Below are 19,234 nucleotides of genomic sequence, written 5' to 3' on the forward strand. Positions count from 1 at the left end.
TTTAAAACTCCTGCCCGGCCTCATAGGCATGATACAGCGCGGCATAATGCCCGCCCTGGCGCATCAATGCGTCATGCGCGCCCTGCTCCACCACCTGGCCGTCGCGGATCACGGCAATGCGGTCGGCATCGCGGATGGTGGCAAGCCTGTGCGCGATGATGATGGCGGTCCGCCCCTCGCATAAGCGCCGCAAAGCGTGCTGTATCTTGCGCTCGGTCTGGATATCCACGGCGGAAGTCGCCTCGTCGAGGATCAGGATGGCCGGATCGGCGAGGTAGGCCCGCACCAGGCATACCAGTTGCCGCTGCCCATGGCTCAGGTGGCTACCGAGGGCTCCCACCTCCGTCTGATAGCCATGCGGCAAACGACTGATGATGTCATGCACGCCCAGCGCCTCCGCCGCGGCGATCAGCTCCTGTTCGCTGGCGTGCGGCTTCGCCAGCCGCAAGTTGGCGATAATCGTGCCGCTGAACAAGACGTTATCCTGCAGCACCACGCCGACATGGCGCCGCAATTCATGCTGCGCCACGGATTTCACATCATTGCCGTCGACCAGCACCGCGCCGCCCTGCACCTCGTAGAAGCGCGTCAGCAATTGCACCAGCGTGCTCTTGCCATGGCCGGTTGGCCCGACGATCGCCAGCACCTCGCCTACCTCCACCTTGAGGTTCAGGTTGCGTATAACCGGGTTTTCCCCGTCCGGATGATAGGAGAACACGACATTGCGGAACTCGACATCGCCCCGCACCTGCTGCAACGGCGCTGGGTGCTCGGCATCACGGATCTCCGGCTGAGTGTCGAGCAGCAGGAAAATACGCTGGGCGGAGGCCACGCCGTTGATGTAGCGCTCGAACAGGTCGCCCAGTTCTTGCAACGGCCCGAGGAACATGAAGACATAGAACATGCTCGCAGCCATCTGCCCAAAACTGATATGTCCCAAGGCGACTTCGCGGCTGCCGAAGACGATGAGCAGCATCATGCCCAGGGTCGTCAGCACGCCGGTGAAATGCGAGAACCAGCCCGACATCAGGGTATTGCGGATCAAGGCGTTGATGAAGTCCTGGATCAGCACGCGGTAGCTGGCACGGTTGTTTTCCTCCTGTACTGCCTGCTTGATCAGGCGCACGCCGGCCACCGTCTCGACCAGGTGCGCAGTAAAGCGAGCGCGGTTTTCCGCCACCCGGGCGTAATTGCTCTGCGCCAAATATTTGAACAGCCATGTCGCCCCGAATAACAAGGGAATCACGGATGCCAGGCTGAGGAACAATATCGGCGAGGTCAGCCAGAGCAATATCCCAGCTACTACGCTGCGTAGCAAGGCCGACAGCAGCTCGGGGGGCCCCTGTATCATCAATGGCTCCAGGCTGTCGACGTCGCGGTCTATGCGCGAGACGATGCGGCCAGACTTGGTGCGGTCAAAATACCCCACACTCAAATGCTGCACGTGATTGAACACACTCACGCGCAAGCTGTTCAACACCCGGATCGCCGCCGAGCCGGAAAGATATTGGGAAACGCCTGCCAGACCGAAACGCCCGGCCCAGGAAATGGTCATGCCGACCAAGGCCCACAGGATGATATGCGTATTGAGGCTGTAGCTTCCCGCCAAGCCTTTCACCAGGCCATGGTCTATCACCTGCTCGATCATGTAAGGCCGCAGGAACACCAGCCCGACCAGCACGATCTCCGCAATGATGGCCCCGGCTACGAAATGCTTCACCGGGCGCAGCAAAGGCAGCAGGCGCCAGAACATGCCGCGCTGCAGTTTCTGCTGCGCCAGCATTTCCTCCAACTCGATATCGGACATCACGCGCAGGGCGGGCGCTCTATCATTGGCCATCTTCCACCTCCGTCAACTCCTGCACGCCCATCAACTCCCTGTATTCCGCGCTGCTCGCCACCAAACTCGCATGCGTCCCTTCCGCAATGATCCTGCCGCCCGAAAGCACCAGTACGCGATCCGCCAGCAGGATAGTGGATAGCTTGCTGGCAATCATGAGCACTGAAACCGCCTGCCCCTTGTCTTCCGGCAGGCGGCGGATGTTGTTCAATACCGTGCGCTCGGTCACGGCATCCAGCGCGCTGGTGGCATCGTCCAGCACCAGGATGGAAGGCTTCCCTATCAAGGCGCGCGCAAGGCAGATCCGCTGCCGCTGTCCTCCCGAGAGCGTAATACCCCTATCGCCGATTCGGGTCTCCAACCCCGACTCCAACCGTGCCAGCACTTCTTCTGCCGACGCCATGCGTAATGCCCACAGCAGCTCCTCGTCCGTCGCGTTCTGGCCCGCGAGGCGCAAATTGCTGGCCAGGCTGTCGGAAAACAAGAAACCCTCCTGCGGCACGACATGGATCGCGCGCCTCAAGGCGTCCAGGGTGAAATCCCGCACATCGTGCCATTCATCATCCCATCTCAACTCGATCTTGCCGGCCTTGGCATCGGCAAGCCTGGGCAGCAAGCTTGCCAGCGTGCTCTTGCCGGAGCCTGTCGCCCCGACCAGCGCCACGACCTCGCCGGGCTTGAGTTCAAAACTGCATTGGTCGAGCACCGGGTTGCCTCCGCCTGGAGGCTCGACGCCCACCTGCTGAAGCCGGACGCCAAGCGCCTTGCCTTGGGGAATATCCAGCGTTCCACCTTTAATCTCGGGCAAGGCGTCCAGCAACTCCCATATGCGCGCCGCCGACGAACGCGCATCGGCAAACACCTGCATCACCCTTCCCACCCCCTCTACCCTGAATACCAGCGTGGTAGCCATCAACAGGGAAGCGACCAGCTCCCCATAATTCAAATGCCGGGTGTAGACCAGATATGCGCCCACGCCCAGCACCCATACCTGCCCGAGCCCCACGACGAACTGGGGAATGGGTATCCTGCTTGTCGAGTAGCGCAAGGCTTCCAGGGCCTGGCCGACGAAGAAACGGACATGGCGCTCGAACTGCGCCACGCGGGTGGATTCCAGGCTGAAGGCCTTGATCACGCGCACGCCGCTTACCCCTTCCGTCAAGTCCTGGTTGACGCTGTCGAACGCCTGCCCCACGGCACGGTCGAGCTGTACCAAATGGTCGGTCTGGCGGAACAGGATGTAGAAGCCCAGGGTCGTCAATAACAAGGGGCCGATGCCCAGCAACGGGTGATACCAGAACAGGAAGCCGACCGCGGCGATGATAATGAACGATGTGTCGACCACCTGCCGCCAGAAGCTGATCAAGGCATCGCGCAGCTTATCGGCGTCGCGCGTGGTGCGCGTCACGATCTCGCCCGCGCCGTGCAGCCAATGGTAGGCCAGGTCCAGGCGCTGTACCTGCACCAGGATCATCTCGCGCAAATATCCCAGCAGGTCTTGCTGGATCACCAGCGATAGCCAGCCGACAAAATACATCAGCAATGCCCGGCCTGCGGCAATGCCCACGATGATCAGCAGCCAATGCCAGGCCACGCTGGCATCCAGGTTGCCAGCCGCATCCGCGACGACGGCCACGCCCTGCTCCACATCGTGCACGGCACGCGCGATCATGCCCTGTTGCCAGGCCAGCATGAAATTGGCGAGGGCAAATAAGGCAGCGGAAATCCAGAAACGTACGGGCGTACGCCGATAAAGCCACAAACATCGCAACAAGGGATAGGAACGGAGATTCACAAACCGGGCTTTCATACAGCAGGGTTATGCGCCATGCCTGGGGAACCAGGCATGGCGGCAGTGCAGGAACGCACTGCGTTATTTGGGATATAGACTAGCGCAGATTACGCCAGCGGAACAAGTAGCGGCCCACGCGCTGGATGACCAGGTTCATCAGGTAGCCCAGCAAACCGATCAAGGCGGTGAGGATAATGAGGATATCCATGCGCGATGCGGCCTGCGCGTTCATCATGATGTTGCCGAGGCCAGCACCGGCGCTGAACAGGATCTCGCTGCCGATGGTCGCAAGCCAGGCAAACGCCAAGGCGAACGAAACGCCGGTAAAGATGCTGGGCAATGCCGCGGGCAGGAGTATCTTGAAGAAGGTCTTGCTACGCCCCAGCTTGTAGACATCCCCGACTTCCTTGTACTTGTCCTCAACCTGGTGCAGGCTTTCGTAAGTCGCCAGCACCATGGGATAAAACGCCGACAGGCACACCACCAGCAGCTTGGACGGATCGCCATTGCCCAGCCAGAGGCTGAACAAGGGCACCAGCCCCATCAACGGCACCTGGCGCAGCATATGGTAGAGCGGCCCGATCAATACATCCGCCACGCGCCATAACGCCATCACCGCACCGACCCCGAAGCCGATGGAGCCGCCGATCAGCAGCCCAAGGAAAGCGCGCTGGAGGCTGGCAGCGACGCCTTGCTGCAGCTCTCCTGTCGAGATGATTTCCAGCAAGCCATGATAAATCTGCGAGATAGAGGCGAATGCATAGGCATGTTCCGCGCTCTGGCGCGACATCGCTTCCCACAACAGCAGGAGTGCCAGCGGGATCAGCCAGCCGCGGCCGCTTTGCAAAATACGGTATCTGGATAGAGTTTGCGTTGTCATTTTGCTTCAACCTTGCGCCAGGGAATCAGATTGGCCTCGCCCCACTTGAACAGGCGGTCAATGCCGAAACCGATGAGTCCGGTCAGCACCACGCCGACCATCACGATATCAATGCGGAAAATCTCGCGGCCCATCTGCATCATATGCCCGAGCCCGCTGTCGGCGGCAAGCAACTCTGCCGCCACCAGGATGGTCCATGAACGCGCAAACGCAATGCGGAAGCCCGTCAGGATAGGCGGCAGGATCGCAGGAATGACCACTTTGGTGTACAAGGTACGGTTGGGCAGCTGATATGCCTGCGCCACCTCGAAATAATGCTTGGGTATGCCCTTGGTAGCCTCGTACGACGCCAATGCCACGGTAAAGAAGGCCGCCTTGGTCACGATGGCGATCTTGAACAGCTCCTCGATGCCGAACAACAGGATGAAGATCGGGATCAACGCGATGGTCGGCACCTGGCGCAATGCCTGGAACAGCGGCGAGAAAAAACCCTCCACCTTGGGCGACAACGCCATCAGGATGCCGAACAGCAATCCGGAACTGGCGCCGATCAGGAAACCCATCCCTAAACGAGACAAACTGACTGACAAATGCGCCCACAATTCGCCCGAATCCAGCAGCTCATGCAGGCTGGCGAGCACTTCCCACGGCGAAACCAGCAATTGCGGAGAGAAAATCTCCAGCTTGGTGACCCATGCCCACAGTAGGAGAAACGCGATCGGGGAGATAAACGCCGCCAGGCGTAACCTGCTGCGACGGCGAAACACCGGGTCGGCCTGGTTGATGCCAAGTGCAACCCTGATACCTATGCTCATAGATATAATTCTTTCCTGCTTGATAATAGAAGCGGCTACAGCGGCTAACAGAACTCAGCGCAACCCTCTCCTGGCTAGGCACTTTGCCGAGTAAAAGTAGTAGCGCTCGGCAAAGCAGCAATGCCAGGAGAGTTTTGTAACCGCCTTTATTCCGCCTGGGTCAGCACGGCCAGCTTGGTAATGCCGGCGCGCTCGATCGAGGCCATGACCTTGGCCACCACGCCGTAATTCACGGCTTCGTCGGAACTCAAGTGCAATGCCAGATCGGGATTGGCCGCATGGCGCGCTTTCAATTCCGACTCCAGTTGCGCCACTGGCAGTTCCTGCTTGTCCACGAACACTTTGCCTTCCGCGTCCACGCTCACTGTCACTGGCTTTTTCGGCTCGGGCGGCTGCGTGGCAGCCGTTTTAGGCAGGTTCACCGTGATGGCGTTGTTGAGTACCGGGATGGTGACGATGAACGCCACCAGGAGCACCAGCATCACGTCCACCAAGGGCGTAATGTTGATTTCGCTCAATACGTCATCTGATTCGCTAGTTGTCGAGAAAGCCATTATGCAACCGCCTCATTTTTCAGGTTGACCACGGAAGAAGAAGTCTCTTGCTTGGTTGAACCAAGCTCGACAGGCTTGCTGCCGGCAAAGTTGGCCTTGCGGGAAAGGCGAATCAGGTCGGCGGCAAAATCATCGAGGTCGCCGTTGATCAGCTTGAGGCGGCGGGTGAAGAAGTTGAATGCCAGCACGGCAGGCACCGCAACCGCAATCCCTAGGCCTGTCGCCACCAGGGCTTCGCCGATCGGGCCGGCGACGACTTCCAGGCTGGCGGAGCCCAGCGCGCCGATATTGGTCAGCGCGTTCATGATGCCCCATACCGTGCCGAACAGGCCGACAAACGGCGAGGTGCTGCCGATACTGGCCAATACGGCAAGACCGCTGTCCAGGCTGCGGCGCTCCTTGAGGATTTGCTGGCGCAGGGAGCGCTCGAGCAAGTCCTGGCGGTCGCCGGTATGCTCAAGATCATGGGAGGCATGGCTGTCTACGTCGCGCAGAGTATTGAAACCAGCCTGCGCCACGCGTGCCGCAGGACCGTCGACATCCTGGATCTCGGAGGCGGCAATAATATTGGGAGCGCTCCAGAACGCCTTCTTGTAACGCTTGGTCTGGCTGGCTGCGCGCCAATGCTGGTAGCCCTTGACCAACAGCAAGGTCCAGGTCACCACGGAAAAGGCAATCAGCGCATAGAGCACGCCATCGACAATCAATGAATTAGATTCTGAAATATCAAACATCTTTAATGTTCCTTCAAATAATGACGTAAATGATGGCTTTAAGAAGCCAGTTTGAATTCAATCGGCACGGTGGCCCAGCCATCGATCGGGGTATTGCCGCGCTTGGACGGCGCAAACTCCCAGCCTTTCACCGCCTCTATCGCGGCCTCGTCCAATGTCTTGCGGCCGCTGGACTTCTTGATCTCCACGCCCTGGACCTTGCCGCTGGCCAACACCCGCACCCGCAGCACTACTGTGCCTTGCCAACCTTGCCGTTGCGCGAAGGATGGATACTTCGGCGCAGGGTTGTTCAAGTAGCCCGCATAGCCCATTGCCTCGGTTATTGGTTCTTCCTTCACTGGCTCTGGCGGCGGTGGAGGCGCAGGCGGCGCGGCCTCTACTGGCTCGCTGGTCCTTTCCGCCGTGGTGTTTTCCTGCACCACGATATCGTCCGGCTTGATGTCAGGCTCGGCCTCCGGCGTTTTCAATGCCGGTTGCGGCTTGGGCTGCGGCGGCGGTTGCTTCACCACTTTCTTGGGCGGTGGAGGCGGCGGCGGTGGCGGTTTCACTTCGGGCGGCGGCTCGATCACTGGCCTGATGATCTCGATTTCCACCGGCCGGGGCTTGGGCACGATCGGCGCATGATCCGCATTGATATAGAAATAAGCCCCGACCACATGCACGGCAATCACCACCAGGCCCAGGGCCAGGTAATTCCTGCCGCCGCCTGGGACAGCCGCTTCTTCCTGAAATTCTTTCTGGCGCAAGGCAAATGCCTGATCCAGCCGCTTGCCTGCCTCGGCAACGCGCTTCGCCAGCTCATCCCTTTTCGGCAGGATGTCGCCACTCTCAAGCAACCTGCCAGCAGGCCTCAAGGCAGATGTAGACACGTATATCCTCCTTTGTATGTTCCGTTGCGGCGTGCTAGACGAAATCCGTCAGCACGTCATCCTTGATACGCTGGAATTCCAGCGTGGAACGCACGCGCGGACGCGGCAGGTCGACGGGGACGATGCGCTTGATGCGGCCTGGGTGGGATTGCATCACCACTACGCGGTCCCCCAAAAACACAGCCTCCTCCACATCATGGGTCACCAGGATGGTGGTCAAGCCCTCCTGCTCCCATAAGCGTTGCAGTTCCTGTTGTAGTTTCAATCTGGTCAAAGCGTCCAATGCGGCAAATGGCTCGTCCAACAGCAGCAATTGCGGACGCAATACCAACGCTCTGGCAATCGCCACGCGTTGCGACATCCCGCCGGAAATCTGGTGGGGATAGGCTTTTTCAAAACCCGACAATCCCACCAGGTCGATCTGCGCCTGCACGCGGCGCTTGCGCTCGGCCTTGGTGGTCTCGGTGGCGGCAAAAGCGAGCTCGATATTGGCCTCCACCGTCAGCCACGGAAACAAGCGGTGTTCCTGGAACACGATCCCACGGTCGAGGTCGGTACCCTGGATGCGCTTGCCCTGGTATACGATGTCTCCGCCATAGTAGGTATCCAGCCCGGCGATCAGCTTCAGCAAAGTCGATTTGCCGCAACCGCTGGCGCCCACGATCGAAATAAACTCGCCTGCGCGAATTTCCAGATTGATATCGGAAAGCACCTGAAGGCGCTCACCCGAAAGCTGGAACGCCTTTTCGACCCTTTCGATAGTCAAGGCAACCGGCCTCGGCTTTAATTGCTGCTTTGCGTTTTGCTCTTTCTGCGTTTCATCATGCAGTGCCTGTTCACGTTTAAAACTCAGCACTGTATTCAATGCACTCATTCTTGCTTCTTTCTGCCGCCTGGGCTTTTGGGTGCCCTGCGGCACATCACTCCAAATAACTTTTTCTAATATCTCTTAATAAAAACATATAAAGAGAATTAAAAATACAATTTGGTTATATATAGGCAATCCCTGTGCCAAATCCTTGGGAAAATCGACTTGTTATTAAAATTCATTGGCTTGGAAAAATCCCGAACGGTCACCAGAGAGCAAACTGTTGCTATGGCATCAAAAAACACAGTCAAAGTGTTGCTACAAAAACAGGGCCTGCTGGTGGAAATGAAACAGCAGCGCAAAATTAGCGCTGCTGTTTAAATCGCAATCTAGAGCAATTAACGAATTATCCAGGCGTCGTGCCCTGCCTTTGCCCTACGACTACCTCCGACAGAGCCATATAGCCTGGATCGCTGCCTTTAATGTGGAACCCAGAAATCTTCGAGCTTGAGCTCCCGCAATGCCGTGGTGACAAATCGCGGGTTCAGCATTTGCTGGACGTCAGCTTGCGTTCGCGTCAACCCTGATGCCTGCGCATAGGCCACCGCCTTGCGGTAATGCTCCTGCAAGGCTGCATCGTAGAGCGGCGACCAGCGCTGGCGCCAGCTCACGTTGTCCTGGTCGTATTCTCTGCGGTTCACGCTTTCTGGATAGATCTTGTTGGAATATTCCCGGATGTAGGTTTCCTTGTTTTCATCCTGCGCTACCCAGTGCACGCTTTTCAGGTAGGCAGTGACGATGGCCTGGGTAACCTCGGGGTTCTGCTTCACAAAATCATTGCGCGCCCATACCCCGCCCATCAGCTTCCAATCGACCGGCGCGGTCTTGGTGGACCAGATGATTTTGCCTACTCCCCTATCCTCCAGGATATAGGAATCGAACAGGCTGAAAAAACCATCGACAGTGCCGCTTGCCAAGGCGGCAGCGCCGACTTGCGGGTTGACATTGACGATCTTGAAGTCCTTGAACGTCAGGCCTTCGCTCTGCAACAGGTTGGAAAAAGCCAGCTCCCACGGGCGGCCACGGTGCAAGGCAATCTTTTTGCCCTTCAAGTCCTTGATGCTCTTGGCTGTCGAGTTCTTCGGCACAACCAAATAGGAATTGGAAGTCGTACCCCAAGGCGCCACCAGCTGCACGGTGGGCTTGCTGGCATTGAGGATAATGGGCGGCAAATCGCCGTAGATGCCGAAATCGATCTTGCCGCTGGCAAAGCCTTCGTTGATCACGGGACCGACGGACGCCATCGCGGCGGGCACCCATTCCACCTTGATACCCTGCTTGCGCAGCTCTTCCGGGAAAGCACCATTGACGACAAGAGAAGCGCTACCGGTATACACCGTCTTGCCGCCGACGTTGGTTGCCACCGAGGCGATACGGACCACCTTGAGGTCTTCGGTATGGGCAGTAGGGAAATAGCCCAGGAACCCTGCCAGCAATAAGGCAGGCAATACAGTCAACCTCATCATTTCCCCTTACCCGCTGCTGGACTGAGCTGAGCCTGCTTGATCTGCTGGCTTTGCCAGTAATGTTCAAGGTTCAGTTCCTTGAGCGCATGCTCGACGAATTGCGGGTTCAGCAATTGATCCAACTTGACCTCGTTGCGCACCAAGCCTGATTGCTTGGCGTAACTCGCTACACGGCGGTAATGCGTCTTCAGCGCGTCATCATAAAGCGGGGACCAACGGTCCTTCCAGGCGACGATGTCATTATCGTAATCCTTGCGCACCACCTCTTCCGGCAAGGCATTGGTGGCATATTCCTTGATGTACTTGTCCTTGTTCGCATCCTGCGAAGTCCAGTAATTGGTCTTCACGTAGGCCGTCACGATGGTCTGGGTAAGCTCGGGATATTTCTTGATGAAATCGTTGCTGGCCCATAGCCCGCCCATCAGTTTCCAGTCGGGCGGCGAGTTCTTGGTGGACCAGATGATGCGCCCGACTTTGCGCTGCTCCAGGATATGCGCATCATTGAGGCCGAAGAAGCCGTCCACCGTGCCGCTCGCCAACGCGGCTGCGCCGACTTGGGGATTCACGTTGACGATCTTGAAGTCCTTGAAACTGAGACCCTTGGATTCGATCAGGTTGGCAAACGCGATTTCCCAGGGGCGGCCGCGGTGCAAGGCAATCTTTTTGCCTTTCAGGTCCTCAATAGTACTGGCCTTGGATTTTGCCGGCACTACAAGATAGGAATTGCCGCTGCGTCCCCAGGGCGCCACCAATTGCACAGTGGGCCTGGAGGCATTCAGGATCACCGGAGGCAAGTCGCCATAAGAGGCGAAATCGATTTTGCCGCTGGCAAAACCTTCGTTGATGATCGGGCCCACGGCGGAATGGGAGGCAGGCACCCATTCGATTTTCACGCCTTTTTTCGCGAGCGTCTCTTCCAGCCCGCCTTCGGTCAGCACTGCGGCGCCGTTGAGGTAAGTAGTCTTGCCCGCAATGTTGTATACCACTGCCGCAATTCGCACGACCTTAGGTGCTTCCTCGGCAAAGCCAACAGAAGCCGGCAATGCCATCATGGCGGCCAGCGCCAGATGATAAATTTTTCTATGCAACATTTAAATCACTCCAAAACATGTCAGTCCTGCTTCAAAATCCAGTGCGGGGTATTCGAAGCTCATGATAATTCAATGAAAAAACAGTGCGCTCGCCCGTGGTCGGGTAAAACACACCGATATAAGGTGACAGTCTGGAAAATCATCACTGTTACTCACAACATTGTTACTCAACACAAATGACTACCTGCCTGAGTTAGAACGATTCACAAAACTCAGCGAAGCACTCTTAGGCGACCTTTGCCTCTAGCTGCTTCTTGGCTTCCTGCAACGGGCGTTGATCCACCCATGCGTCAAAATCGAAATCGCGGTCCAGCAGCCCGTGAATCCACATGAAATTCTTCTGTTTGCGGAATAGCTCGAGGCGATCGGGTGTCAATGTCGGCTCAAGATGCAGGTGGAAATCGTTGCGGTATGCCGTCGCCACGCTCTCAGCGCCAGCAAAGGTCTCGTCCTGCAGAATGCTGCGCACGCCTTCCAGGTTGTGCTTGGCCCAATCGGCCGCACGCAGCGTCTGGTACAAGAAGCGGACCACCAGGTCGAAATGGTTCTCCAGCAAATCCTCATGCACCGTGATGGGCCGCGGGGTGCCATTGTTCACCCGCACGCTCTTGTCGGGATAGCTGTCGAGGTCAATCCCGACCACGAGCCCTAAGCGCTTGGCTGCTTCGACGGCGGAAGCGCCCTTGACGTAGACCGCATCGACATTCCCTGCCACCAGTTCGTCCAGTCCTGCCCACAGGCTGCCGACCACTTCGCGGCTGCGCCTGCCATCTCCACGGCCTGCCCCGGCTGCAGCCACTTCGACGAGCTCGACGTCATCCAGCGTCAAGCCTGCGATACCGAGCGCGCCTTTATATCCGTGCAGGCTCATGCCGCGGGCGATGCTGCTGCCGCGCACATGGTCCTTGATCGGATGGTCGACAAAAGCAGGCAAGGCCAAGCGCCTTCCCTTGAGCTGGTGCGGCTCGGTAATCCCGGAATCCGGCCTCACCAGGATCGCTTGCCATTCGTCTATCCATGTCAGCCCAATCAAGCGCGTAGGCGCATATTGCGCGCGGGCCGCGATCGCCAGCAAGTTGCCCCCTTCGCGGATGAGGGTAGGCAATTGGTGGTCGTAATGGTGCCGGTTGTATTCGCGGGGGCCGTCCTGTAAGGTGGAAACGGTAATGCCATCCTTTGAAAACTCTTCATCCAGCCAGCCCAGCTTGTAGGCAATCCCGGTTGCCGTCGGCACCGGGCAACGGGTAAACCAGATTTGGTCTACGCTATTTATCAGCTCGCTCATTGCCGCGCCCTCGATTAGCCCAGGTCAGTGGCTGGCAGCAGGTTCAGCCCCTTGGCCTGGTCGTAAATCCTGGCCATCTTCCATTGCTGCGCCAACACGCCAGGACCGTAATCACGAGATCCGCCAATCGGGTCTGCCAAGGTCTGGATTTGCGCGCCTTCTTCAAGGATGAGGATAAACTCGGCGGTCTTGCGCAAACCCTGCTTGCCCCAGACGGTAGAACCGCCATTGGCTTCCAGGATTGCCGTGTTGTGCGGATTCAGCTTGATCTGGTCAAGAATAAAATCCACTTCTTGCTGGCGGCGGTCTATATAAATAGGAATTTCACGAATCAGGTTATAACGCTGTACCGGAACATAACGAATCGGCAATGTACGGTGAGTTTGCGCCCAGGCGCCCAGATAGGGGGAATGCACATGTGAAATCGTCGTGATGTCCGCATGCTCCTTGAAGAGCTTGGTATAGCGGGTCGAGCCGGCGGCGCTTCCCTTGCCCAGCACCACATTGCCTTCAAAGTCCACGACGACCGCCTGCAAGCCACGACCATCCCAATTGAACGGGCCGGGATCGTTCACGATGACCAGCTTTTCCTCGCCGGGCACGCGCTCGACAAAGCCTACCGTCCCGTTAGCAGTAATGGTGCCGGTGTTGCGAAACGCGGCAAACGCGATCTTGGCGTCAGCCAAGACTTGTGCAGCAAAAGCTTCTAGATCGTTTTCTGTTTCAATTGCGGTTATGGTCATCATTCACCTCTGTAGTCATCATGAAAGGCAGGCGAACCTGCCGGGCATCTTGATAACTAAAGTGGCAAAACACATGCCAAGAGCAATTCATCCTATAAAATTGCACAATACCCTATGTATTTCATATACATACATCCAGCACAAAAAGTACTTGGCTCCACCCCGTCTGTTTCAAAATCAACAGTTGCTGAAATACAAACAGTGGATGCCATTGAATAATTGCTCAGGAAACAACAACCGTTCTCCAGCATCTTTTTTATTCCAAAAAAGAATATAAATATAAAAATATAGTTTTAGACCGGCTAAAGGATTGTGCGTATATTGTGAGAAGTTTCTACATAGAAAGTCCTAAGCAAATGCATGCTGAACTATGGAATTATGAGCGGGCATTCGAAAGCGCTGATCACGTCATCACGCACCCAAATCCCAGCTCTGTCAGCCTATCCGTGCGCGCAAGTGCACTGGTTTTCAGCGACCCTAGGTCCCAGGGGTTATTGAACCTGATTGAGAAAATTGCGGCCAGCAACGCCACCGCGCTGATTATTGGCGAAACCGGCACCGGCAAGGAGTTGATTGCCCGCCATATCCATGCGCTCAGCAATAGGCGCGACGGCCCTTTCCAAGCCATCAATTGCGGGGCTTTTTCAGAAACCCTGGTGGAAAGCGAATTGTTCGGTTACGAACGCGGCGCCTTCACAGGCGCGACCAGCGCCAAGACCGGTTGGTTTGAGTCCGCGAATGGCGGCACACTGTTCCTTGATGAAATAGGCGACCTGCCCCAATCAACCCAGGTCAAACTATTGCGGGTGCTGCAAGAGCGCGAAGTCGTGCGCCTGGGCTCCCGCAAATCAACACCGATCGACGTCCGTCTGATAGCCGCCACCAACGTGGACCTAGAAGAAGCGGTACGTGCCGGGCGCTTCCGCGAAGACTTGTACTACCGCATCAAGGTGGTGCCTGTCGATTTGCCACCGCTGCGCGAGCGTCCAGGCGATATCCTGCCGCTGGTCGAGCATTTCCTCAATGTCTACAAGTCACGGCTGCACACCGACATCCCCAAGCTCGCGGCAGAAACCATTCAGCAATTGCTTCATTATCCGTGGCCGGGAAATATCCGCGAACTCGAGAATGTCATCCACCGCGCATTGCTGATTTCGACTTCAGGCACCCTCTACCCCAAAGACTTGGGCTTGCCTCCCATCGGCACAGTGCCACTGGAAAAACAAGAAGCAAAGCCGGTATTGGCAGCTTATGGAGGCAATAAACTGGCAAGCGGGTCGCCCCATGCACACTATCCGGCGCAGTCGCCTACCACGCTGGAAACCTATCAACTGGAACGCGTTCTCGGCCAGTTTTTTGAATCGCCGCCGCCCAACCTATTTGAACTGGTGAATGCGGTCTTGGTAGAAAAGGCTTATGAATTCAGCAACAAGAATCAGGTGCATACGGCTAGGTTGTTGGGTATTAGCCGCAATATCCTACGGGCAAGGCTGAAAGAATTGAAGCTGATTGCTTGATGACCGACATACAAACATACAAACAAAAACCACTTTCATTCATGAGGTGGTTTTTTATTGTCTAAAAAAATTACTTCACCCCTGAGCGCTAGGCTGATCAGTATCCCCACGGATCGCAGAGAGCTTAGCTTCGAGAAAATCGTCATAACCCTTTTGCACCAACTCATATGTCTTGGCAATACCTGCCGCAACAGTGCTACCCTCTCCCAGCACGTTCAAGCTCGTGAGAATATCCTTGGCCTCAGCATAACCTTTTTCGAATCCGCCCCGGATCAATGCCACAAAATCGCGGGCCACAGTTTCCGGGTCCTTGTTCGGATAACGCGAGGCATAGGCGTCAAAAAAGCTTGTGGACATCGACAAAATGCGTCCGGCCGTGGCCTCAGGGCTATTATCCTGGCCCATCGCGCCTTCGATTGCATTCGCGCCCAATTCGGGCTTCAGCACGGCATTGAGCTGCTCTACGGCTGAACGATACAGCAAAGTCAAGCCATCATTGCCCGATTGGATCGAAACCTGCAACGAAGCTTGCAAGATTTGTCCGTTCAGCACCGCTTTCTGGGACTCGGGCCTGGTCTCGGCAGCTTTCTTAGCCTCGTTCAATGCTTCGTTGGCAGGCGCAGAGGCGGCGGGAGCCGTCGTGCCAGTGATAACGCCATTGCTGGATGCAACCATGGTGATCTCCTATGTGGTGGTTCTGAGATGGTATTCATCCATATCGGCAGAAAGCGGAGAAAATGAAGTCCTCCTTTAGCCCATCACTCCAATGCAGCATACTCAGGCACTAAAAAAGGGAGCCAGAGGACTCCCTTTTGTTTACCCGACCAATGGCCCTTAGGCCACCAAGGTCTGCGGCGCTTCCTGCTTCAGCAGAAACGCTGCCTGCTCGACGGCCACGCCTATACGCTGGCGGATGGCATCGCTGGTCAATTGGTAATGGGCGAACTCGGTATCCTTGGCATAGATAGCCGTGGGGGTAGTGTAAACGTTGAAAAAGCTCGCCAGGGTACGCAGTTGGTAGTCCACCACCATGGCATGCTGGTCGCTGCCGCCGGTTGCCGCCAGGATGGCGACCTTGCCGACCAAGGCCTTGGGATCGAGCAAATCAAAAAAATGCTTCAGCAAGCCGGTATAAGAAGCTTTGTATACGGGGCTCGCAATCACGAGCAAATCCGCCTCTTGTACCTTCTTGTATATTTCCTCCAATTCGGAAGGGAAATTTCCATAAGACACGGTGCTACCCAAGACTGCTGCAAATTCAGCAATATCGATCACCTCAGCAGGCGCGTGCAATTGATGCGATGCGCTGGCAGCAATCTCTTCCACAAGCGCCCTTGTCCTGGACGGTTGCGACAAACTGCCCGAGATGCCTACTATTTTTGCCATACCAACTCCTACTCCATTAATTAATTCAAACTCATGCCAAGGCATGCATTGAATAAATTCAGCAATAAAAGTGCCAGGGCAAAATATGATTATAAATCAATTGAGAACAATAAAAACCTATATTCACTTTAGGGAGAAGTGCTGAATATCCAGCACCAAGATAGCAATTGTGCTCGTAAATCAGCAGATGGATAGGAATGTGCGGATAATGCAACAGTTTGGGTTCCAGAGTGAGGACTCTACTGTTTCGCCTGATCAAGAATTCGCCCTCAGGCTATCTTGAATATCTCCACCGCTTTCCTCAGGTTACTCGCCTGGTCATCCAATGCGGTCGCAGTGGCCGCTGATTGTTCGACCAGGGCAGAATTCTGTTGTGTTGCATCGTCCATCTGCGTGATGGCAAGCTTCACCTGTGCAATACCGTTCGCCTGCTCGCTGGCAGCGGCGGCAATCTCCTCGATCAAGGTCGCAATCTGGTTGACCGAATTCGCGACCTCGTGAATGGTATTGCCTGCAGAGGTCACTTTACGGGTCCCCGCATCCACCACCTCGCCAGAAGACGCGATCAACACCTTGATTTCCTTGGCGGCACTGGCACTACGCTGCGCCAGAGAACGCACTTCGCTGGCCACTACGGCGAACCCCTTGCCCTGCTCGCCCGCGCGAGCTGCTTCCACGGCAGCATTCAAAGCAAGAATATTGGTCTGGAATGCAATGCCGTCAATCAGGCCGGTAATCTCCTCGATCTGTCCGGACTTGCTGCTGATTTCCTGCATGATCCGCACGACCTCGTCCATGACGGTCTCGCCCTGCCTTGCAACAGTGGCGGCATTATGCACCATGCCGGTGGCGGTTCTGGCATTGTCCGCGTTATGTGCGACCGTTTCCGCCAGCTCCTCCATACTGCCTGCGGTCTCTTCGAGAGAACTGGCCTGTTCCTCGGTGCGATGCGAAAGGTCGTTGTTGCCTGTTGCAATCTCGCTCGTGCCACTGTTGATCTGCTCAACGCCCTCCCGCACTTGGCGCACCATCTGGGCAAGGCTGTTCTTCATATCAATCAGGTAGGGATAGATCTGCCCTGGGCAATTCTTGCCGAATGGCTCTATATGGAAGGTTAAGTCTCCATCGGCAATTTTCTGGAAATACTCTTTCACTTGGTCCAGGGGTGTACGTACGAAATGGACGATATATCGGTCTGCTCGATCGCAGCCAGTGCAGCCTGGGATTCCGCCTGGCTTGCGTTCTGGTCTCCCGCATCAAGGTAGTCGCCCTGCCTGACCAGCCGTAGCCTGGCCCTGAGCAATTGTTCATTTACCTGAGACAAGGCGCGAGTTTGCTGCAGCATGGCGTGGCTGGCTCCAAGCTCTTTCCCGGCATTACTGAGTCCCTTCAACCCGATGGCAGAAAGCGTCAGGATCAGGATGCTGATGAAGATCAGCACAATAATCACCATGCGGTGAACTGTAATATCCCTAAGAAACTGTTTCATGTTATTCCTTCGACAAATGAACTCAATGCAGCGCTTGGCATGACGCCCAGCTGACGACACTGATGATTGAAATAACGGAAGGAAAAGTAAAAAATTTAAGGAAATATACAAATTGCAAATTTCATATATTTACAAAATTTGCCGATTTACAGACTACTTAGCTGAATCTAAACCCGAATTTCTTCCAGCCTGCCTTTAAGCAAATAAGTGCTGACCTTGCCCTTGCCTTTGACATCGACCCCGTGGCGGGGCTCAAGGTAGTAATCCCGCTTCAGCAATTCATAAGTAGCGGCGGATACCTGGATTTCATTGGGCAAGCCGGTATGTTCCATGCGGCTGGCGATATTGACGGCATCCCCCCACAAATCGTAGCTAAATCGGGTGTTGCCGATAATGCCGGCTACGACCGCGCCGCTGTTGATCCCAATGCGCATCGCCAGCGGCCGGCCGATTTCCCGGGAAACCTCTTCAAGTAATGCCGGCATTGCCAAGGCCATATCCGCCATGACCTCGGCATGGTCGGCGCGGGCGTTAGGCGCCCCTGCTATCACCATGTAGGCATCGCCTATGGTCTTGATTTTCTCCACGCCGTAGCGTGCGGCAAGCTGGTCGAAGCGGGAAAAAACATGGTTTAGCATATCCACCACTTCAGTTGGCGCCATACCGGCGGAAATCTGGGTGAAGTGCACGATATCCGCGAACAGGATAGTCACTTCATCATGGCTATCTGAATCGGCCAGTCTTTTATAGACAGTTTGTTGCCTCAGAAAAGTATTGCCGTTCGTAGTTTACTGGGGAAAGGTTCGCGGCGTGACTATGCCGACGAATCGGGTTGTAGAACATTTCGATGTAGTCAAAGATATCCTGGCGTGCCAGCTCCCTGGTGGGATAAATTCTGCGCCTGATGCGTTCGCGCTTGAGCAACTGAAAAAAGCTTTCTGCGACAGCGTTGTCATGGCAGTTTCCGCGTCGGCTCATGCTGGGTTGTAAATTATGGGAAGCCAGAAAGGCGGCCCATTCGTAGCTGGTAAATTGGCTCCCCTGGTCAGAATGCACCATCACGCTTTGTTTGGGTTTGCGCCGCCAGACCGCTGCCAATAATGCTTGTAGAACCACGTCTTTACTCATGCGGGCATCCATCGACCATCCGACTACCTGGCGCGAGAACAGGTCGACAACCACAGCCAGATAGAGCCAGCCTTCATGCGTGCGGATGTAGGTAATATCAGTTACCCATGCGATATTGGGCGCGGCCACATTAAATTGACGGTCCAGGATGTTGGCCGCCACGTTATGCACGGCACCACTATGGAATCCGGGACGGCGACGATAGCCAACCTGGGCACGCCAGCCACGGCTACGCATCAACCGCGCGACACGATGCCGGCTACAGGATTCTCCCAGGGCCAGCAAGTCGTGGTGCACTTTACGATACCCGTACACTCGGCCACTCTCAAGCCAGGAGGGCTTCATCAGCTCCAGCAAGCGCAGGTCTTCATGATGGCGCTGGCTATAGGGATTGCGCCTCCAGGCGTAATAGCCGCTGGGGTGAACCTCGAGCACTTTACAGAGCCTGCGCACGGGATATTGAGTCGCATATTGCTCAATGAACGCGTACTTTATCCGGACTCCTTGGCAAAGTACGCGGCGGCTTTTTTTAATATGTCGCGCTCTTCGGTCAGACGTTTTACCTCAGCACGCAGGCGTCGAAGCTCAGCGGCCTCACTGCAATCTTGCTCACGCTGCGGTGCCGACTTGCTGTACCGCTTGACCCATGCATACAGGCTGTGGGTCGATACACCAAGCCGCTTGGCCACATCGGCCACCGGACGCTGGTGCTCGGTGATTTGTTTCACCGCTTCGAGTTTGAATTCTTCTGTAAATCGGACCGTGCTCATAATGCTC

The 19,234-nt window shown here is 56.2% G+C and carries 20 protein-coding genes; 2 read left to right on the plus strand and 18 right to left on the minus strand.

Annotation, left to right across the window (positions count from 1 at the left end; all coding sequences use genetic code 11):
* Nucleotide 1: 1 nt before the first annotated feature.
* The 8 genes from ACWXTG_RS04295 to ACWXTG_RS04330 all read right to left on the minus strand — a co-directional run bounded on the left by ACWXTG_RS04295 (nt 2) and on the right by ACWXTG_RS04330 (nt 8,358).
* The gene (locus ACWXTG_RS04295; RefSeq protein ID WP_407996682.1) at nt 2–1,840 is read right to left on the minus strand and encodes an ABC transporter ATP-binding protein; all 1,839 of its coding nucleotides are present in this window, start codon (nt 1,838–1,840) and stop codon (nt 2–4) included.
* A complete protein-coding gene (locus ACWXTG_RS04300; RefSeq protein ID WP_407996683.1) occupies nt 1,830–3,650 on the minus strand; it encodes an ABC transporter ATP-binding protein in 1,821 nt (606 codons plus the stop codon). Before ACWXTG_RS04300 ends, ACWXTG_RS04295 begins: the two co-directional genes overlap by 11 nt.
* 79 nt (nt 3,651–3,729) lie before the next feature.
* The gene (locus tag ACWXTG_RS04305) at nt 3,730–4,512 is read right to left on the minus strand and encodes an ABC transporter permease (RefSeq protein ID WP_407996684.1); all 783 of its coding nucleotides are present in this window, start codon (nt 4,510–4,512) and stop codon (nt 3,730–3,732) included.
* Entirely contained in the window at nt 4,509–5,327 is an 819-nt protein-coding gene (locus ACWXTG_RS04310) for an ABC transporter permease (protein WP_407996685.1), read from the minus strand. Before ACWXTG_RS04310 ends, ACWXTG_RS04305 begins: the two co-directional genes overlap by 4 nt.
* Nucleotides 5,328–5,473: 146 nt before the next feature.
* Nucleotides 5,474–5,881: an ExbD/TolR family protein gene (locus tag ACWXTG_RS04315; RefSeq protein ID WP_309565370.1), complete on the minus strand. Its 408-nt coding sequence runs from the start codon at nt 5,879–5,881 to the stop codon at nt 5,474–5,476.
* Nucleotides 5,881–6,615: a MotA/TolQ/ExbB proton channel family protein gene (locus ACWXTG_RS04320; protein WP_407996686.1), complete on the minus strand. Its 735-nt coding sequence runs from the start codon at nt 6,613–6,615 to the stop codon at nt 5,881–5,883. The genes ACWXTG_RS04315 and ACWXTG_RS04320 overlap by 1 nt, the downstream gene beginning before the upstream one ends.
* A 38-nt stretch (nt 6,616–6,653) precedes the next feature.
* Nucleotides 6,654–7,484 (minus strand): energy transducer TonB, encoded by an 831-nt coding sequence (locus tag ACWXTG_RS04325; protein ID WP_407996687.1) that lies wholly within the window; start codon nt 7,482–7,484, stop codon nt 6,654–6,656.
* Between the two features lie 34 nt (nt 7,485–7,518).
* The gene (locus tag ACWXTG_RS04330; RefSeq protein ID WP_407996688.1) at nt 7,519–8,358 is read right to left on the minus strand and encodes an ABC transporter ATP-binding protein; all 840 of its coding nucleotides are present in this window, start codon (nt 8,356–8,358) and stop codon (nt 7,519–7,521) included.
* A 159-nt stretch (nt 8,359–8,517) separates the two neighbouring features.
* Between ACWXTG_RS04330 and ACWXTG_RS04335 the strand changes: the two genes are divergently transcribed.
* Nucleotides 8,518–8,673, plus strand: coding sequence for a hypothetical protein (locus ACWXTG_RS04335; RefSeq protein WP_407996689.1), 156 nt, complete (start codon nt 8,518–8,520; stop codon nt 8,671–8,673).
* Between the two features lie 98 nt (nt 8,674–8,771).
* Here ACWXTG_RS04335 and ACWXTG_RS04340 read toward each other — a convergent pair whose 3' ends face one another.
* The 4 genes from ACWXTG_RS04340 to ACWXTG_RS04355 all read right to left on the minus strand — a co-directional run bounded on the left by ACWXTG_RS04340 (nt 8,772) and on the right by ACWXTG_RS04355 (nt 12,880).
* A complete protein-coding gene (locus ACWXTG_RS04340; RefSeq protein ID WP_407996690.1) occupies nt 8,772–9,818 on the minus strand; it encodes an ABC transporter substrate-binding protein in 1,047 nt (348 codons plus the stop codon).
* Nucleotides 9,815–10,909 (minus strand): ABC transporter substrate-binding protein, encoded by a 1,095-nt coding sequence (locus tag ACWXTG_RS04345; RefSeq protein WP_407996691.1) that lies wholly within the window; start codon nt 10,907–10,909, stop codon nt 9,815–9,817. Before ACWXTG_RS04345 ends, ACWXTG_RS04340 begins: the two co-directional genes overlap by 4 nt.
* Before the next feature lie 226 nt (nt 10,910–11,135).
* Nucleotides 11,136–12,194 (minus strand): ABC transporter substrate-binding protein, encoded by a 1,059-nt coding sequence (locus tag ACWXTG_RS04350; RefSeq protein ID WP_309565377.1) that lies wholly within the window; start codon nt 12,192–12,194, stop codon nt 11,136–11,138.
* Between the two features lie 14 nt (nt 12,195–12,208).
* Nucleotides 12,209–12,880, minus strand: coding sequence for a class II aldolase/adducin family protein (locus tag ACWXTG_RS04355; RefSeq protein ID WP_480220826.1), 672 nt, complete (start codon nt 12,878–12,880; stop codon nt 12,209–12,211).
* Nucleotides 12,881–13,293: 413 nt separating this feature from the next.
* Between ACWXTG_RS04355 and ACWXTG_RS04360 the strand changes: the two genes are divergently transcribed.
* The gene (locus tag ACWXTG_RS04360) at nt 13,294–14,454 is read left to right on the plus strand and encodes a sigma-54 interaction domain-containing protein (RefSeq protein ID WP_480220827.1); all 1,161 of its coding nucleotides are present in this window, start codon (nt 13,294–13,296) and stop codon (nt 14,452–14,454) included.
* Nucleotides 14,455–14,529: 75 nt separating this feature from the next.
* Here ACWXTG_RS04360 and ACWXTG_RS04365 read toward each other — a convergent pair whose 3' ends face one another.
* The 6 genes from ACWXTG_RS04365 to ACWXTG_RS04390 all read right to left on the minus strand — a co-directional run bounded on the left by ACWXTG_RS04365 (nt 14,530) and on the right by ACWXTG_RS04390 (nt 19,227).
* Nucleotides 14,530–15,129 carry a DUF5610 domain-containing protein gene (locus ACWXTG_RS04365; protein ID WP_480220828.1) on the minus strand — a complete coding sequence of 200 codons (600 nt, stop codon included), beginning with the start codon at nt 15,127–15,129 and terminating at the stop codon, nt 14,530–14,532.
* 159 nt (nt 15,130–15,288) lie between these two features.
* A complete protein-coding gene (locus ACWXTG_RS04370) occupies nt 15,289–15,840 on the minus strand; it encodes an NADPH-dependent FMN reductase (protein WP_309565380.1) in 552 nt (183 codons plus the stop codon).
* Nucleotides 15,841–16,109: 269 nt separating this feature from the next.
* Entirely contained in the window at nt 16,110–16,892 is a 783-nt protein-coding gene (locus tag ACWXTG_RS04375) for a methyl-accepting chemotaxis protein (protein WP_480221205.1), read from the minus strand.
* Between the two features lie 98 nt (nt 16,893–16,990).
* Nucleotides 16,991–17,329 (minus strand): Tar ligand binding domain-containing protein, encoded by a 339-nt coding sequence (locus ACWXTG_RS04380; RefSeq protein ID WP_407994947.1) that lies wholly within the window; start codon nt 17,327–17,329, stop codon nt 16,991–16,993.
* A 167-nt stretch (nt 17,330–17,496) separates the two neighbouring features.
* On the minus strand, nt 17,497–18,096 hold the full coding sequence (locus tag ACWXTG_RS04385; RefSeq protein WP_480221206.1) for an adenylate/guanylate cyclase domain-containing protein: 600 nt from the start codon (nt 18,094–18,096) through the stop codon (nt 17,497–17,499).
* Nucleotides 18,074–19,227, minus strand: a protein-coding gene (locus ACWXTG_RS04390; protein ID WP_480219770.1) for an IS3 family transposase whose coding sequence is annotated in 2 segments (ribosomal slippage) — nt 18,074–18,993 and nt 18,993–19,227 — 1,155 coding nt in all. Because the reading frame shifts where the segments join, the coding sequence is not laid out codon by codon here. Before ACWXTG_RS04390 ends, ACWXTG_RS04385 begins: the two co-directional genes overlap by 23 nt.
* Nucleotides 19,228–19,234: the final 7 nt, after the last annotated feature.

The organism is Methylobacillus sp. DLP286, assembly GCF_056636515.1.